12 protein-coding genes and 1 riboswitch are annotated in these 13,397 nt (G+C 54.8%); of the genes, 5 read left to right on the forward strand and 7 right to left on the reverse strand.

Annotation, left to right across the window (positions count from 1 at the left end; all coding sequences use genetic code 11):
- Positions 1–337 precede the first annotated feature (337 nt).
- Positions 338–1,183: an arabinose operon transcriptional regulator AraC gene (gene araC, locus ABLV12_RS05230; RefSeq protein WP_004098545.1), complete on the forward strand. Its 846-nt coding sequence runs from the start codon at positions 338–340 to the stop codon at positions 1,181–1,183.
- A gap of 128 nt (positions 1,184–1,311) precedes the next feature.
- The gene (locus ABLV12_RS05235) at positions 1,312–2,079 is read left to right on the forward strand and encodes a DedA family protein (protein ID WP_064372748.1); all 768 of its coding nucleotides are present in this window, start codon (positions 1,312–1,314) and stop codon (positions 2,077–2,079) included.
- On the opposite strand, the gene thiQ is transcribed toward ABLV12_RS05235, so the two are convergent.
- The 4 genes from thiQ to sgrR all read right to left on the reverse strand — a co-directional run bounded on the left by thiQ (position 2,066) and on the right by sgrR (position 7,207).
- Positions 2,066–2,767: a thiamine ABC transporter ATP-binding protein ThiQ gene (gene thiQ / locus ABLV12_RS05240; protein WP_348866879.1), complete on the reverse strand. Its 702-nt coding sequence runs from the start codon at positions 2,765–2,767 to the stop codon at positions 2,066–2,068. The two genes, ABLV12_RS05235 and thiQ, sit on opposite strands and share 14 nt — an antisense overlap.
- Positions 2,751–4,361 carry a thiamine/thiamine pyrophosphate ABC transporter permease ThiP gene (thiP, locus tag ABLV12_RS05245; protein WP_348866880.1) on the reverse strand — a complete coding sequence of 537 codons (1,611 nt, stop codon included), beginning with the start codon at positions 4,359–4,361 and terminating at the stop codon, positions 2,751–2,753. The genes thiQ and thiP overlap by 17 nt, the downstream gene beginning before the upstream one ends.
- Complete coding sequence (gene thiB / locus ABLV12_RS05250) at positions 4,337–5,320, reverse strand: thiamine ABC transporter substrate binding subunit (protein WP_023329242.1); 984 nt, start codon at positions 5,318–5,320, stop codon at positions 4,337–4,339. Before thiB ends, thiP begins: the two co-directional genes overlap by 25 nt.
- 31 nt (positions 5,321–5,351) lie before the next feature.
- A riboswitch (TPP riboswitch) is annotated at positions 5,352–5,514 on the reverse strand.
- 37 nt (positions 5,515–5,551) lie between these two features.
- The gene (gene sgrR, locus ABLV12_RS05255; RefSeq protein WP_004108174.1) at positions 5,552–7,207 is read right to left on the reverse strand and encodes an HTH-type transcriptional regulator SgrR; all 1,656 of its coding nucleotides are present in this window, start codon (positions 7,205–7,207) and stop codon (positions 5,552–5,554) included.
- Positions 7,208–7,294: 87 nt separating this feature from the next.
- Between sgrR and sgrT the strand changes: the two genes are divergently transcribed.
- Together sgrT and ABLV12_RS05265 are read left to right on the forward strand one after the other, a co-directional pair.
- Positions 7,295–7,447 carry a glucose uptake inhibitor SgrT gene (sgrT, locus tag ABLV12_RS05260; RefSeq protein ID WP_004108171.1) on the forward strand — a complete coding sequence of 51 codons (153 nt, stop codon included), beginning with the start codon at positions 7,295–7,297 and terminating at the stop codon, positions 7,445–7,447.
- Positions 7,448–7,675: 228 nt separating this feature from the next.
- Positions 7,676–8,860, forward strand: coding sequence for a sugar efflux transporter (locus ABLV12_RS05265; RefSeq protein ID WP_348866882.1), 1,185 nt, complete (start codon positions 7,676–7,678; stop codon positions 8,858–8,860).
- 46 nt (positions 8,861–8,906) lie between these two features.
- On the opposite strand, the gene ABLV12_RS05270 is transcribed toward ABLV12_RS05265, so the two are convergent.
- Positions 8,907–10,217 (reverse strand): MFS transporter, encoded by a 1,311-nt coding sequence (locus ABLV12_RS05270; RefSeq protein WP_348866883.1) that lies wholly within the window; start codon positions 10,215–10,217, stop codon positions 8,907–8,909.
- Between the two features lie 231 nt (positions 10,218–10,448).
- On the opposite strand from ABLV12_RS05270, the gene ABLV12_RS05275 reads away from it, so the two are divergent.
- On the forward strand, positions 10,449–11,345 hold the full coding sequence (locus tag ABLV12_RS05275) for a LysR family transcriptional regulator (protein ID WP_004108162.1): 897 nt from the start codon (positions 10,449–10,451) through the stop codon (positions 11,343–11,345).
- A 38-nt stretch (positions 11,346–11,383) separates the two neighbouring features.
- Here ABLV12_RS05275 and aroD read toward each other — a convergent pair whose 3' ends face one another.
- Together aroD and ABLV12_RS05285 are read right to left on the reverse strand one after the other, a co-directional pair.
- Positions 11,384–12,139, reverse strand: coding sequence for a type I 3-dehydroquinate dehydratase (gene aroD / locus ABLV12_RS05280; protein WP_004108159.1), 756 nt, complete (start codon positions 12,137–12,139; stop codon positions 11,384–11,386).
- Between the two features lie 33 nt (positions 12,140–12,172).
- Entirely contained in the window at positions 12,173–13,387 is a 1,215-nt protein-coding gene (locus tag ABLV12_RS05285) for an MFS transporter (RefSeq protein ID WP_016807515.1), read from the reverse strand.
- Positions 13,388–13,397: the final 10 nt, after the last annotated feature.

Raw genomic sequence — 13,397 nt, forward strand, 5'->3', positions numbered from 1 at the left:
ACTGTTACTCCATGCTAAAAATCATTCATGGTGCAACAGTAGATATCTGGGCTGAAAACCGTCAGGCCGTATTCGCTAATCTTATGGACTATATTGCTGTGAAGCTGCAAAGTGTGACGCCGTGCAAATATTCAATGTGGACTTTCCTGCCGTCTTTATAGACACTTCAGTTATGCGCTCAAAGCGCCTGAATTGTGCGCCGTGCTCAGTTTTTGCCGAGATGAGGCGGGTTTTAATCCGATTTCTAACGCGCATCGCAGTACGGGTCTTCAGCCTGAGGATAAAATGCAAGGTATGGACAATTGGTGTCCTTAATGTCTCCGGGAGAGCAGAGTTTATGGCTGAAACGCAAAACGATCCTTTGTTGCCGGGTTACTCTTTTAATGCCCATCTGGTGACGGGCCTGACGCCGATTGAGGCCGACGGCTATCTGGATTTCTTTATTGACCGTCCGCTGGGTATGAAGGGCTATATCCTTAATTTGACGATCCGCGGCGAAGGGGTGATCAATAACCACGGGGAGCAGTTTATCTGCCGCCCCGGCGATATGCTGCTGTTTCCACCGGGAGAGATACACCACTACGGCCGCCATCCCGATGCCCGCGAGTGGTATCACCAGTGGGTCTATTTCCGGCCGCGCGCCTACTGGCATGAATGGCTTAACTGGCCAACGATTTTTGCCCAGACCGGCTTTTTCCGCCCGGATGAGCAGTGGCAGGCGCGCTTTGGCGAGCTGTTCGGGCAGATTGTGGAGGCCGGGCAGGGCGCGGGGCGTTATTCCGAGCTGCTGGCGATCAATCTTATGGAGCAACTGCTGCTGCGCCGTATGGAGGCCATCAATGAATCGCTGCATCCGCCGCTGGATAACCGGGTGCGCGATGCCTGCCAGTACATCAGCGATCATCTGGCGGACAGCCATTTCGACATTGCCAGCGTCGCCCAGCACGTGTGCCTGTCGCCGTCGCGCCTGTCGCATCTGTTCCGCCAGCAGTTAGGGATCAGCGTACTGGGGTGGCGGGAGGATCAGCGCATTAGCCAGGCCAAGCTGCTGCTGAGCACGACGCGGATGCCGATCGCTACCGTTGGCCGTAACGTCGGTTTTGAGGACCAGCTCTACTTTTCGCGCGTGTTTAAGAAATGCACCGGCGCCAGCCCGAGCGAGTTTCGCGCTGGGTGTGAATAAAAAGTAAAGAAAGTGAAATGATGGCCCGGATTTTTAACACAGCCAGTAAACTATACAAACAAATGATGGCTTGACGAAGTATGAACGGCTCCGGAGAATCCGTGCTTCGTTTTTAAACCGGGTACATTATGCAAGCATTGCTGGAACACTTTATTACTCAATCGACGGTCTATTCCCTGATAGCCGTTCTGCTGGTCGCCTTCCTCGAGTCGCTGGCGCTGGTGGGGCTTATCTTACCGGGAACGGTGATGATGGCCGGATTGGGGGCGCTGATCGGCAGCGGAGAGGTTAACTTCTGGCAGGCGTGGCTGGCGGGGATTATCGGCTGTTTGCTCGGCGACTGGATATCGTTCTGGCTTGGCTGGCGGTTTAAAAAGCCGCTGCATCGCTGGTCTTTTTTAAAGAAAAACAAAGCGCTGCTGGATAAAACCGAACATGCGCTGCATCAGCACAGCATGTTTACCATTTTGATTGGCCGCTTTGTCGGGCCAACGCGCCCGCTGGTGCCGATGGTCGCCGGGATGCTGGATCTGCCGGTCGCGAAATTCATTCCGCCGAATATCATTGGCTGCCTGCTATGGCCCCCGCTCTACTTCTTACCGGGGATACTAGCCGGGGCGGCAATTGATATTCCGGCCGATGAGAATAGCGCCAGCTTTAAGTGGCTGCTGCTGGGGGCGGCGCTGCTGGCGTGGCTGGCGGCGTGGCTGTGCTGGCGATTGTGGCGCAGCGCCAAAAGCGCCGGCGATCGTCTCACCCGCTTTCTGCCGCGTTCGCGCCTGCTGTGGATCGCGCCGCTGATGGTATGCGCCGCCGCCGCGGCCCTGGTGCTCGCCTTCCGTCATCCGCTGATGCCGGTCTATCTCGACATCCTGCATAAGGTTATTTTGCGCTAATTCCCAGTAGCGCCGAGGCGCTGCTGCTGCCGTTGAGCAGCGCGGCAGTCTCGCCATCCCAGGCAATCCGTCCCTCAGCCACGACCACCGACCGCGGCGCGATACGCGCGGCATCTTCCACGCTGTGCGAGACCATTAACAGCGTCAGCTGCTGTTGCCGGCAGATGTCGGCAACCAGGGTCAGCATCTCCTGACGCAGCGCGGGATCGAGCGCGGAGAAGGGCTCATCCAGCAGCAGTACCGGCTGCTGGCGTACCAGACAGCGCGCCAGTGCCGCACGCTGACGCTGGCCGCCGGAAAGCTCGCCCGGCAGCCGCTCTAACAAGGCGTCGATTCCCATCTGCCCGGCAATGGCCTGCAGGCGGGTGGTCTGCGTCGCGTTCAGCTTGAGCCCCGGATGCATTCCCAGAGCAATGTTCTGGCGGATGGTGAGATGGTTAAACAGATTATTTTCCTGAAACAGCATCGATACCGGGCGACGCGTGGGCGGCGTGTAGGTATGGGGCTGACCATCGATCTCGATACTGCCGCTGGCAGGCGGCAGAAAACCGGCAATCAGGTTCAGCAGCGTACTTTTCCCGGCGCCGCTGGGGCCAAGAACCGCAATGCGCTCACCGCGTTCGACGGCAAGCGTGAAACGCATCGGCAGATGCTGATAAAGCCAGGTCACATCATTCAGTTTTAGCATCGCGTCCCGGAAGTTTTTCAATCACGCTAAAGAGTAAAAAGCACAGCAGCAGAAGCAGAAGGGCGGTGACGGCGCCGTCCTGGCTGCGATAAGAGCCAATTTGCTGATACAGATAAAAGGGCAGAGTACGGAAATCTTCGTTGCCGAACAGCGCTACGACGCCGAAATCGCCAATCGACAGCACGCAGGCGAAGGCCAGCGCCTGGGCCAGCGGCCGTTTTAAAGCGCGAAGCTCGACCACCCGGAGGCGGGTAAAGCCGTGCATCCCCAGCGACTCGCAGAGGGTGCCGTAGCGGGCGGCAATATCGCGCATCGGGTTTTCCAGCACCTTAAGCGCGTAGGGGATCGCCATCAGCGCATTGGTGAAAATAACGATGGCGTCGGCGGATTCCGGCAGGCCCACGCTATTATTGAGCAGCAGGAAGAAACCGGTGGCCAGCACGATGCCCGGCATGGCGAGGATCAGCATGCCGCTCAGCTCAAGCGCCTGACCGGCGAGAGGGCGACGGCGGGCGCGGAGCTCACGGCTGCTCCACAGCAGCATCATGGTCAGGATGACGCTAAAGAGTCCGGCGGCAAGGGCGATACGCAGCGATGTCCACAGCGCCTGCCAAAGCGCAGGCTGCTGCAGCACGCTAAACAGATTGCTGTTCAGCCCGTCGCCTATCACCGCCAGCAGCGGCGGTAGCAGCAGCAAAAGCGCAGCGCCGATCAGCGCCGTGTCGCACAGCCGGCTATATAGCCGGTCGTCGGGATCGCGCCAGCCGCGGATATGACTGGCCCCGATGGCGAGCGCTTTACTCAGGCGCTGGCTAAGCAACACCAGCCCGAGACAGCAGATCATCTGGATAAGCGCCAGCATCGCCGCGCGCGCCGGGTCGTAGTCGAAATTGAGAGCCTGGTAAATCGCCAGCTCGATCGTCGTGGCCCGCGGTCCTCCGCCCAGCGACAGCACGGTTGCAAAGCTGGCGAAACAGAGCATAAAGATCAGCGCCGCAACGGGCGGGATTTGCCGCCGCAGCCACGGCCATTCAACCAGCCGGAAAAAGACGTAGCCGCGCATGCCGAGCTGGGCGGCGATTTGCCGCTGCTCGCCGGGGATATTTTCCAGCGTCTGCAGCAGCAGGCGCGTAGCCATCGGCATATTAAAGAACACGTGCGCCAGCAGGATCCCCTGTAGCCCGTAGGGCGAGAATTCCCACTGCCAGCCGAACGCGTTGCATAATTCAGCCAGCCATCCCTGACGACCGTAGACGCTCAGAATACCGAAGACCGCCACCAGTACCGGCAGGATTAAGGTCATCGCGCAAAGGCGCAGCAGCAGCGTGCGCCCGGGGAAACGTCGCCGGTACAGAGCGCGGGCGAGGAAGATTGCCGGGATCACCGAAAAAAGCGCGGAAAGGAAGGCCTGCCAGAAGGAGAAACGCACCACGTGCCAGAGATAGCCGTCGCTGATAAGCGCTTTCCAGGTGGTCTCCGGGGCGCTGAACCATAGCGCCAGAAAGGCGGCCAGCGCCACGACGACCAGAACGATGGCCGCCGTGAGTCCCGGCAGGAGCCAGCCGAAAGCTAGCGGCTGACGGCGCGTTGCCATGCGCTAATCCAGTTCTGACGTTCGGCGGCCACCTGTTGCGGTGTAAATTCGAGGGTCGTCTGCGGTTTCATCAGCGCGTCAAAGCCTGGCGGAAGCGCAACCTGAGTGACCGGATACATCCAGTTGCCGGTGGGGATCGCATTCTGGAAGCCCGGCGATACCATAAATTTGAGGAATTTTTCCGCCAGTTCCGGCTGCTTGCTGGCCGCGGTGCGGGCGGCGACTTCGACCTGCAAATAGTGTCCTTCAGCGAAGTTTGCCGCGGCGTAGTTATCCTTCTTCTCTTCGATAATGTGGTAAGCCGGGGAGGTGGTGTAGCTCAGCACCAGATCGCTTTCGCCTTTCAGGAACAGGCCGTAGGCTTCGCTCCAGCCTTTGGTGACGGTGACGGTTTTCGCCGCCAGCTTCTGCCAGGCTTCCGGCGCTTTATCGCCGTAGACTTTTTGCATCCACAGCAGCAGGCCCAGACCCGGCGTGCTGGTACGCGGATCTTCATAAATCACCCGCCATTTTTGCTCGCCCTCAACCAGCTCTTTCAGGCTCCTGGGCGGATTTTTCAGCTTGTTTTTATCGTAAACAAAGGCGAAATAGCCGTAATCGAACGGGACGAAGGTGTCGTTGTTCCAGCCGCCGGGTACGTTCACCGCGCTGGCAGGGACGCCGCTTTTGGCGAACAGCTTACTTTGCGAAGCCGCTTCCAGCAGGTTGTTATCCAGCCCCAGCACTACGTCGGCTTTGCTGTTTTTGCCTTCCATCCGCAGACGATTGAGCAGCGAGACGCCATCTTCCAGCGCCACGAACTTCAGCTCGCAGCCGCAGTCGGCTTCAAAGGCTTTTTTAACCGCCGGGCCAGGGCCCCAGTCGGCGGAGAATGAGTCGTAGGTATAAACGGTGAGCAGCGGTTTGGCAAAAACGGGCGCGGCGGCCAGCGCCAGCAGGGGGAGTAATTTTTTCAACACTTTGCACCTCAGAAAAAGGGGGGGCAAAGGATTTTGAGAGGGCCTCAAATCCCTTCGCCGGCGTTATCCGGATCAGGTTCGACGGGTATTTTCTCAGCCCATACGCTTTATCTTCGGGTTGCTTCCGCGCTAACCGCGCATTGAGGCAACTTGAATGAGATTGCGTATGTTTATTAGCACCCCGTTGAGAACGGCAGTTAGTGTAATGATTTTGTCAGCGGACTGAAAGCATTACGGCTCCGGCGGCGCGAACCACGCGGATTTAAAGTCAAACCAGCCGAGCGTGTTCATGCGTACGCCGCGCATACTGCGCTGCCCCTGGATCATCAGCCAGTGGTGAATGAGCGGCACCACGGTTTGATTGGCCAACAGCTGCTGGCTCCAGGTCGCCGGATTCAGCTCACCCGCGCGCCAGCGAGCGGCGTCCTGCTCCCAGTCGATGGGGATACAATTGCGAATCAGGGGAACTTCATACAGCCAGGCAAACAGGGAGAAATCGATCGGCAGCGTAAAGTTGGCGCTGTTGAGCCATACGTCGCTGACCACCTCACCGCGGTGCCACTCCTGATACTCCAGTTCCTGGATCTCCAGCTTAACCTGATGCTCGGCCAGCAGCGTCGCCATGATCCCGCCCATCACGCGATGCTCGACGTGGTCCTGGTAGTAGGTCAGCCTGACCGTTTCAAGACCGGGCGGTTTTTCACAGGCGTGGCTGCGCGCATGATGCCAGCGGGGCAGCAGGCCATACGCCGGGAACCAGTTGCCCTGATAGTGCTCACCCGCGTGATAGAGCAGATTAGCGGGCTGGAATACATAGCTTAGCCACTGGCGTACCGCGCTGTTCGCGCCGAGCGGGCTACGGGCATCGAACAGCAGGTAATAACACCCCTCTTCCAGACGGCTTTCCACCGCCTTTTCGCTTTGCGTGGTGCCCTGTAACGTTAACCCACCGTTGGGCTCTTCGCTGATTTCCGGCAGAACCCAGACGTTCACTTCATCGATCAGCGCCCGGTAGCCGAAATAGTCATCGAAGGCGTGAATTTTGAGCTGATTCTGATTATTACGCACAACCGAGTAAGGCCCTGTCCCCACGGGGATGCTGGAGAAATTCTCCATCGTTCGCCACTCATGCGGAAGGATCATGGCCGGTACCTGGCTTAACAACCACGGTAGCCAGCGGTCGGGTTGGCTGAGATGAATGTCGAGAGTCCAGGCGGTGGGGGAGTCGATACGCTCGATGTGAGAGAAGAGCGGCAGCGTGTTACTGCGCTGCAGGGAGGTGATGACATCCTCCATCTCCAGCTCACGCCCATGGTGAAAATGAATGCCTGGACGCAGAAAAAAACGCCAGTGGGTCGGCGCGATCTGCTGCCAATGGTGAGCAATATCGGCTTCCAGTTCCCCATTTTCCTCATTTACTCGCGTCAGGGCGCTAAAAATCTGCCGGGCAATATGGGTTTCCGAGCGGCGCAGCGCGCTGCCGGGCAGCAGATTTTTCATCGGCCGGTAGTAGAGCACGCGCAGGATATGCCGACCCTGGCGAAAGCTGCGGCCTAAATGGGAAACCAGCATTTGGCGGACGGCGGCTTTATCGCCAACCAGCTGCACCAGCTGATCGATTCTGTCCTGCTCCAGCAGATCTTCCGCCCTCTGCTGCTGCAGCGCGAGACCGGTATAGAGAAAAGCGAGCCGGGAACGCTTGCCGCGTCCGGCCTCCGCCTCCCAGGTCAGCCAGCCGCGCGCCTCCATCATGTTGAGTAAGGTACGCATATGACGACGCGAGCAGCTTAGCATCTCTGCCAGTTCATTCAGCGTTGTCTCCTGCGACTTGCCGTCGCAGCACTGCCACAGGCGGATGAACTGCTGTTGTAAACGACCGGAAGACATAAAAGGGGAACTCCTGATAAAAACTCAGCAATTTATTACTTCCTATATTAAGTCAATAATCAACGTCGATGAAGCGAGGAGGTGAATATGATGGGGTCAACCATTAAACAGTTCTACCAACGCTACTTTTCTGCGACGCAGGATGCGTCCTGGCTGGCCCGCCTGATGGCAGGAAGACAGCAGGAAATTCTCGGCGAACTGATGCAGTGGGGAGTTACGTCGCAGGCCTCTGATCATTGACTTGCAGACATCATGTGTGACTGAGTATTGGTGTTATACTCGTCGTCTTTCAAGCTGCAGGTGCGTTGGCTGCGCCCGCTCGCCCAGGTCACATAGTTATCTATGTTCCCAGGGACTTACGTTCTGGCCGCCTGCCCGCAACTCGAAATCCATAGAGTATAGAATCACCCGCCAGCAGAAAACTTCTGCTGGCTTTTTTCGTTTTCTTCGCGTGCTTAAGGATATTTCATGCTGTGGTTAATGACGATGGGTCGACGTCTTAACGGCGTTTACGCCGCTTTTATGCTTGTCGCTTTCATGATGGGAATCGCAGGCGCGCTGCAGGCGCCGACGCTCAGCTTATTTCTCAGCCGCGAAGTGGGCGCGCAGCCTTTCTGGGTAGGGCTATTCTATACGGTTAACGCCATTGCCGGCATACTGGTCAGCCTGGCGCTGGCTAAGCGCTCCGATAGTCGGGGCGATCGCCGACGGCTGATTATGTTTTGCTGCCTGATGGCGGTGGGAAACGCGCTGCTGTTTGCTTTTAATCGCCACTATCTGACGCTGATTACCTGCGGGGTTATGCTGGCCTCCGTGGCGAATGCCGCGATGCCGCAGCTTTTTGCCCTCGCGCGGGAATATGCTGATAGCTCGGCGCGTGAAGTGGTGATGTTCAGTTCGATAATGCGTGCGCAGCTCTCGCTGGCATGGGTTATTGGCCCGCCGCTGGCCTTTATGCTGGCGCTGAACTACGGCTTCACCACCATGTTTTCGATTGCTGCCGGGATCTTTGTTATTAGCCTGGCGCTGATTGCCTTCAAGCTGCCCTCGGTCGCCCGCGTTGAACAACCCTCGGAAGGCGCTGAAGTTCTGGTACAGGCCGGAGGATGGCACGATAAAAACGTACGCATGCTGTTTATTGCCTCGACGCTGATGTGGACCTGCAACACCATGTATATCATTGATATGCCTTTGTGGATCAGTAGCGATCTTGGCCTTCCCGATAGCCTCGCGGGGATTCTGATGGGCACCGCCGCCGGGCTGGAGATCCCGGCGATGATCCTGGCGGGCTACTACGTTAAGCGCTGGGGGAAACGCAAGATGATGGTGACTGCGGTGGCGGCGGGCGTGCTGTTTTATATCGGTCTGATTCTGTTTCACGACCGCGTGGCGCTGCTGGTGTTACAGCTGTTTAATGCCGTGTTTATCGGCATTGTTGCCGGCATTGGCATGCTGTGGTTTCAGGATTTGATGCCCGGACGGGTGGGCGCCGCGACGACGCTGTTTACCAACAGTATCTCTACCGGGGTGATTCTGGCCGGGGTGATTCAGGGCGCACTGTCGCAAAGCTATGGGCACGCCAGCGTCTACTGGACAATTGCCGCTATCTCGCTGGTGACGCTATTTATGACCAGCCGGGTGAAAGATATCTGATTGTCGTTACCGCCCCGGCTGGCTACCGGGGCAGCGTCCCGGCGGGTTATTTCAACACGATCCTTTTTATATCGCCGATAATAAAAATATAAGCGATAACGCCAATCAGCGCGGTTAATCCGATATAAATCAGCGCGTAGAAAAAATTACCGGTCATGGATATGATGACCCCGATAATTAACGGGGTAATAATTGACGCCATATTTGCGCAGAAGTTGAAGATCCCCCCGGTGAGTCCGCCCATGTTTTTAGGCGCAATGTCTGAAATAAGCGTCCAGCCGAGTCCAACCATCCCCTGACCAAAAAAAGCGATCGACATAATAATAATAACAGCGGTGTTACTCTCGACCCAGTTAGCAATGATGATGCAGCTCGAAAGCAGCAGCCCGGAAATAATGGGTAGCTTTCTGCTAATATTTACGGAACAGGTTTTCTTTAAGATTTTATCGGATACCCAACCGCCGAAAAAGATACCGATAGCCGCGGCCAGGAACGGCCAGGAGGCGAAGAAACCCACGTGAAGCCACGGTAAATGGCGTTCGTTAGCCAGATAAGTGGGGAACCAGGTCAGGAAGAAAACCAGCGTGGTGTTACCGGCAAACTGCCCCAGGCTGGCGCCGATAATCTGTCGGCAGCACAGCAGGCGTTTGGCATCGGGCCAGTTAAACGGGATATTTTCATCGGCGCTAGTCGTATTTTCTACGCCGATATATTCCAGCTCTGCTTTATTTGCAGTCTTTGATTGATGCGGTTCATGATAAAATTTCCACCACACAAAAGTGAATGCAATGCCCAAACCGCCGGTCAGGAAAAATAGCGTTCTCCAGCCATGATGCTCCAGAATTAAAAAAAGTAGCGGGGAGAATGCGGCCAGTCCAATATATTCACCGACGGTGTAAGTCGCCGTTGCCCGAGCGCGTTCATGCTGGGGAAACCATTTACTCACGACCCGACTATTCACCGGAAAGCAGGGGGCTTCGCTGATGCCTAAACCTAATCGCAGCAGCAGCAATGATTTTAAGCCTACGGAAAAGCTTTGTAATAGGGTAAAGGTTGACCAGAAGAAAATAGAAAGCGCGTAAGTTAATTTATTACCGAAGCGATCTAAAAACATTCCCCCGGGAATTTGCGCCAGCGCGTAGGTCCAGGCGAAAGCGGAAAAAACGATACCCATCATCGCCGGGTCGATATGGATTTCGCTCGTTAACTTAGGTGCAACAATACCTAAAATAGTACGATCGAGATAATTTATCATCGTCCCGATCGATAGTAACATTAAAATTACAATTCGTGTTTTAGTTCGCTTTTGCGTGGCCGACGGCAAAATCGGCCGTTCCTGAGCATTGAGTGTCCTCATAGAGAGTTCCTTTAAAGTTTAAAATATTTTTGCATGTATTTATGCATGCAGAAATACTCTGCTTAAGTATTGACTCTATCGATGATTGGTCATGCCTTGTTACCCCTGGAACGAAATGGTAAAAGAATATTTGATATGACTCCGATATTTCTCCTTTCCGGCTCATCATAGATAGCTTGTATGGTATATTAAGCACATTAGTTTTATTTTTATATTATACGAGCAAAAATAATGAACCTAAAGCAACTTTATTATTTTAAGCGACTGGCAGAAACTGAGCATTACACTGAAGCTGCCTCCAGCCTTTTTATCACCCAACCGTCCCTCAGCCATGCCATATCTGAACTGGAGAAAGAGCTGGGAGTGGCGCTATTTGCCAGGAAAGGGCGCAATGTCAAGATTACGCAGAATGGTAGGCGCTTTCTGCCCTACGTGGAAGACGCGCTGGCCTCGTTAGAAAATGGCCGTATGACGTTGCAAAAAAATAGCGCTGAGAACAAAGAAAATATTCGCATTGCATTTATTTATACCATGGGCGAATATGTTGTTCCGCAGTTAATTAATAAATATTCGCTGTCACCATCTCGTCACAATGTGACATTTTCTTTTACTCAGGGAACCTCGTTAACCCTTCTCCAGGAACTGAAAGCCGGAAAAAGCGATCTGGCTATTTGTTCCTATATTGCGGATGAACCGGATATTGACTTTATTCCTATTATTCAACAAGAACTGGTCGTAGTGACGGCAAAAGATCATCCTCTGGCCAGGCTTTATGAAAATGAAGTCGACCTCGTGGAGACGATCCACTACCCCTATATCTATTTTTCAGAAAATAGCGGTCTGCGACCTTTTATTGATAACGTGTTTATGCAGCAAAAACTGGTTCCGGATATTGCCTGCTACGTTGATGAGGATACGGCGATGGCGGGGCTGGTCAGTATAGATTACGGTATTGCGATTATGCCGAGAATTTCCGCGCTGTCGTATTACAACGTGCATATCCTGACGATCAAAAATGCCATTCCTCCGCGTTATATCTATCTGGCGACCATGAAGGAGCGGGTACTTTCCCCGGCCATTCAGTCATTTAAAGATGTCATTATTAATGACAGCCAAAAAATCAGATAACAAGATGCCCGGAGGGTGACCTCCGGGCGATGGTTTCATCAGGAAAGAATATCCATCAGTTCACGCAGCTGGGTAATGGCGATTTGCCCTGGCGCAGAAGCCTGACCGACGGTGCCAAAGGTCATTGCTGAACCGAACAAACGGCCGGTTACCCGGCTCACGCCGCCGGATTTACCCATCGACATCGTGATTAATGGGCGAGTGGCATACTTCTCTTTCATCGTCAGCGTTGCCGAAAGCAGGGTCAGAACATCTTGCGGCGACTGTGGCATAACCGCGATCTTCGGCAGGTCAGCGCCAAGATCCTGCATGCGACGCAGACGGTAGATGATATCTTCCTGAGCTGGCGTTTTATGAAAATCGTGATTGCTCATGATAACTTTAACGCCCGCAGCGTGGGCATCGCTCACCAGCGAGCGAATTTGCGCTTCGTCGTTGAACAGCTCGATATCAATCACGTCGGTCAGACCGCTAACGGCCGCCTGGCGATTCAGCTCAAAATAGGCTTCGTCGCTAATTTCCGTTTCGCCACCCTCTTTTTTGCTGCGGAAGGTAAACAGCAGAGGAATCTCTTTCAGCAGCTGGCGAATTTCGCCCAGCGCCAGCAGAACCTGCTCAGTTTCTCTGACCTGGGTGAAGTGATCGACGCGCCATTCGATAATATCGGCTCCGGCGGTAGCCAGCGCGCGTGCGTTAGTCTGCAGCTCGGCAAGCGTTTTGCCGATCAGCGGTACGCAGATTAAGGTTTCCCCTTCCTGGAAGGTGATGTTTTTTACTGTTACTGCTTTAGTCATGTTGGTATCCATTATTCTTTTTGTCATTGACCATCAGGCGGTTGCTGCAACGCGGGATGTTTTTGCAGCGGCGCGAACCTGAAGCTGACGATAACCGATGTACAGGGCGATCACAAAGCCGACGATAGCGATCAGAAGATCGAACCACATAATGCTGGCGATACCAATCTTCGACAGTTTTGCCGTAATCAACGGGATCGTAAAGCTGGCCAGACTTCCTGCGGTATAAAAGATCCCGGTGGCTTTGCCTTTCCCGTTCGGAAAGCTCATGGCCATGATGGTCGCGCCTATCTGCAGCACGCCGCCTGCGGCGGCAAAGCCGATGATAAAGGCAAAGCCGGTCACAATCATTGGCGTCGGGAACAGGCAAACGATCAGCAGTGAAATCATCGACAGGAAAGTGTAGATGATCATAGCGACGGCTGAGCTGAATACCTCTTTAACAAATGCCGCAGTGACAAATACGCAGGTCAGTGAACCGGCAGTATAGACGCTCAAGAGTTTAATAGCCGACTCGTGTGGGATGCCGGCAACGAACTCGCCGTACTGCGCTAACCACTGGCTTACCAGATAAAAAGTCGCCATACCGATATAGCCGTACAGGGTAAAGATGACCATATCCAGTTTGCCGGAGTCCGCCTGCGGAGCGGCGGCGGCAGTCACTGATTTCTCTGCGGTTTCCTTTTTCGCCCGATGATCCGGGAAAGGCATTTTTATCAGGTAGACCGCGCTCAGGATCATTAATGCTGCAGCAATGATAAACGACCACCCGTACCACATATTCGCCCATATCAGCGCACCGATAATAAACGGCAGCAGGAACTGCCCGGCAGAGACAAAGGCTTTGATCAACACATTAGCCCGGCTGGCGGAGTTAGGGAAAGACTCCATCAGCGCCGGATAGGTACCGGAGTCGAGGAAGCTGTTCGCCAGGCCCGCCATAATGCCGCAGCAGTAGGCCAGATAGATGTTTTTCGTCAGCAGAATACCGAGGAAGAACACCACATAACTGGCTATGCCGAGATAGATAAAGGGTTTACGACCAAAACGGTCGGACAGGAATCCTGTCACGATCGTGGCGAGCTTACCGATCCCGAGCGACGAGATAACGATGGAGACGCCGGCAGCGTCGGTTCCCCATTGTTCCTGCAGATTCGCCATATTGAGGGTAATTAACAAAACCCCCATACCGTGGATCAGATAGTTAAGATATAGCCCAGCTGCCGTTGGGACATATTGATTTTTCATCGCGCCCATC

It is taken from the genome of Klebsiella sp. CN_Kp100, from assembly GCF_040065315.1.
GTDB classification, from domain to species: domain Bacteria; phylum Pseudomonadota; class Gammaproteobacteria; order Enterobacterales; family Enterobacteriaceae; genus Klebsiella; species Klebsiella oxytoca.

Bases quoted from the DNA above. Each gene is read 5' to 3' on its own strand.
- ABLV12_RS05265 (WP_348866882.1), top strand. From the start codon at position 7,676: ATGCTGTGGTTAATGACGATGGGTCGACGTCTTAACGGCGTTTACGCC.
- sgrT (WP_004108171.1), top strand. From the start codon at position 7,295: ATGATGGGGTCAACCATTAAACAGTTCTACCAACGCTACTTTTCTGCG.
- aroD (WP_004108159.1), bottom strand. From the start codon at position 12,139: ATGACTAAAGCAGTAACAGTAAAAAACATCACCTTCCAGGAAGGGGAA.
- sgrR (WP_004108174.1), bottom strand. From the start codon at position 7,207: ATGTCTTCCGGTCGTTTACAACAGCAGTTCATCCGCCTGTGGCAGTGC.
- thiQ (WP_348866879.1), bottom strand. From the start codon at position 2,767: ATGCTAAAACTGAATGATGTGACCTGGCTTTATCAGCATCTGCCGATG.
- araC (WP_004098545.1), top strand. From the start codon at position 338: ATGGCTGAAACGCAAAACGATCCTTTGTTGCCGGGTTACTCTTTTAAT.
- ABLV12_RS05285 (WP_016807515.1), bottom strand. From the start codon at position 13,387: ATGAAAAATCAATATGTCCCAACGGCAGCTGGGCTATATCTTAACTAT.
- ABLV12_RS05235 (WP_064372748.1), top strand. From the start codon at position 1,312: ATGCAAGCATTGCTGGAACACTTTATTACTCAATCGACGGTCTATTCC.
- ABLV12_RS05270 (WP_348866883.1), bottom strand. From the start codon at position 10,217: ATGAGGACACTCAATGCTCAGGAACGGCCGATTTTGCCGTCGGCCACG.
- ABLV12_RS05275 (WP_004108162.1), top strand. From the start codon at position 10,449: ATGAACCTAAAGCAACTTTATTATTTTAAGCGACTGGCAGAAACTGAG.
- thiP (WP_348866880.1), bottom strand. From the start codon at position 4,361: ATGGCAACGCGCCGTCAGCCGCTAGCTTTCGGCTGGCTCCTGCCGGGA.